We start from the raw sequence: 2110 nt of genomic DNA, 5'->3' as shown, positions 1-2110 counted from the left end.
GTTCGCGCGATTGCGTCACTCTAAATTCCGTCACTCAAACTCCGTCACCCAAACCTAAGGTTGAACCATGTTACAGCACCCGTATCTTGAATTGCCGAAATCCTTTTTTCAACGTGTCTGGCCGGAGCCGCAACAGAACGCGCGTCTCGTCGCGGTCAACCGGGCGCTGATGCAGCAAATCGATTGCGACTTAGGTGACGAACAATTGCTCGCGCTCACCGCCGGACAGTTGGATTCGCCAGGCCTGGCGGAATTCGACTTGCAACCGCTGGCGCAAAAGTACACCGGCCACCAGTTCGGTTATTACAACCCGGATTTGGGCGATGGCCGTGGCGTGTTGCTGGGGCGCTGGGAAGACAAAAATCACCAGACCTGGGATTTTCACTTGAAAGGCGCCGGGCGCACGCCTTATTCCCGTCGCGGTGACGGCCGAGCGGTTTTGCGTTCGGTGATTCGTGAATACTTGGCGTCCGAAGCCTTGTACGGGCTGGGCGTGCCCACTACGCGCGCCTTATCCATCGCCACCAGTAACGAACAAGTGCAGCGTGAGACCTTCGAGCCGCGCGCCAGTTTGATTCGTGTCACCCCCAGCCACATTCGTTTCGGACATTTTCAGTGGGCGGCCTCCAAAGGTCCGGCCACCTTTGAGTTCCTGACCAACTTTGTGGTGGCACATCATTACCCGGAATTGCAATCGCTGGAAGAACCACACCGCAGCGCCGCCTTGTTGAAAACCGTGTGCGAGCGCACTGCGGTGCTGATGGCGAAATGGCAGGCGGTGGGCTTCAATCACGGGGTGATGAATTCCGATAACATGTCCATCCTTGGTGAAACCTTCGACTTCGGGCCTTATGCCTTTTTCGACGATTTTCAAATCGAGTACATCTGCAATCATTCGGATGTCGAAGGGCGTTACGCCTATAATCAACAACCGAAAATCGGCGTCACCAATTGCCAACTGCTGGCGCAGGCGTTCGATAAAATGTTGGACGAAACTGCGCAAAACGAAGCCTTGGAAGCCTTTGTGGAAACCTATAATCGCCAGTACATCGACGAGATGAATCGTAAAATCGGGTTGCATAGCATCGAGCCGGACGATAAACATCTGATTGGTGATTTATTGGGGTTAATGGATCAGCATCGGGTGGATTTCAGTTTGTTTTTCCGCCGTTTGGCCAAATGGAATCAAGCGGACGAAGGTGAATTGATGGCGTTGTTGAACCAACCGACAAATCAACCCGGGGCCTTTGTCGATTGGTTCCAGCGTTACGACGCCCGTTTGCAGCAGGAAGGCATTTCCGAATCGGAACGTCAGCAAAGGATTTTGGCCGCCAATCCGGCGATCGTTTTGCGGAATTACATTGCACAAGGCATTATCGAAGCCGCCGAAAACGGCGACTATCAACCGTTAGAACAGTGGGTGGATGCCTTGCATTCCCCTTTCGAAGAACACCCAGGCCTGGCGGAATTTCAGCAACCACCCAGTCCGGCACAAAAAGGGCTGCAACTGAGTTGCTCCTCATAAGCTGACAGATTCAGGCTCACAACATAACAGGAAATGTAAGAATGGCTTATCAAACCTATACGCCGCGTAATGTAACGCGCTTTAAATTATGGATGTGGGGGGTGGCGTTGATTGTCGCCTCCGGTTTGCTGCTGGCGATCAGTCAACTGTCCAACGGGTTTATTCACACCTTGCCCATCTGGGGGCTGTGGGTGTTGCCGGGGTTGCTTTTGCTGCGATATGGCTTTAAACAGCATCAGGCGCTGAAAGCCGAAGTGGTACAGGCCTACCAACGTTTGGTAACAGCCGAAGCCTTCCAACCCGTGCAGGAAGTGGACTTAGGCTCAGGCCGAAAATGGATTGTGGCGGCCGACAACGACAAGATGGTGCTGCTGTTGCCATTGGAAATCCATCGCTTTCAACGAGCGGATATCGCCGATTGGAAAATTGAACCCAGAAGTGCGCGACAACACAAAACCAATCGCGTGGCGCATGACCTGCATTTGAGCTTTCAAAGCGGGGAAATGTTGGATGTGAAGCGAATTCGCGAACATGAAGCGGTCACAAACAGCCTGCAACCGAATGGCTGAAACCGCCAGGCCTGGT

At 53.3% G+C, this 2110-nt stretch carries 2 protein-coding genes; both read left to right on the top strand.

Annotated features, from left to right (window positions below):
• Positions 1-67 precede the first annotated feature (67 nt).
• On the top strand, positions 68-1525 hold the full coding sequence (locus ACP5D0_RS04130) for a protein adenylyltransferase SelO (protein ID WP_472364320.1): 1458 nt from the start codon (positions 68-70) through the stop codon (positions 1523-1525).
• Between the two features lie 41 nt (positions 1526-1566).
• Complete coding sequence (locus tag ACP5D0_RS04125) at positions 1567-2094, top strand: hypothetical protein (RefSeq protein WP_472364319.1); 528 nt, start codon at positions 1567-1569, stop codon at positions 2092-2094.
• Positions 2095-2110: the final 16 nt, after the last annotated feature.

This window comes from Hydrogenovibrio sp. (assembly GCF_049975065.1).
In the GTDB taxonomy this organism is placed as follows: Bacteria; Pseudomonadota; Gammaproteobacteria; order Thiomicrospirales; family Thiomicrospiraceae; genus Hydrogenovibrio.
Note: the sequence above shows the minus strand (reverse complement) of the source record. Positions and strands in the feature narration are given on the sequence as shown.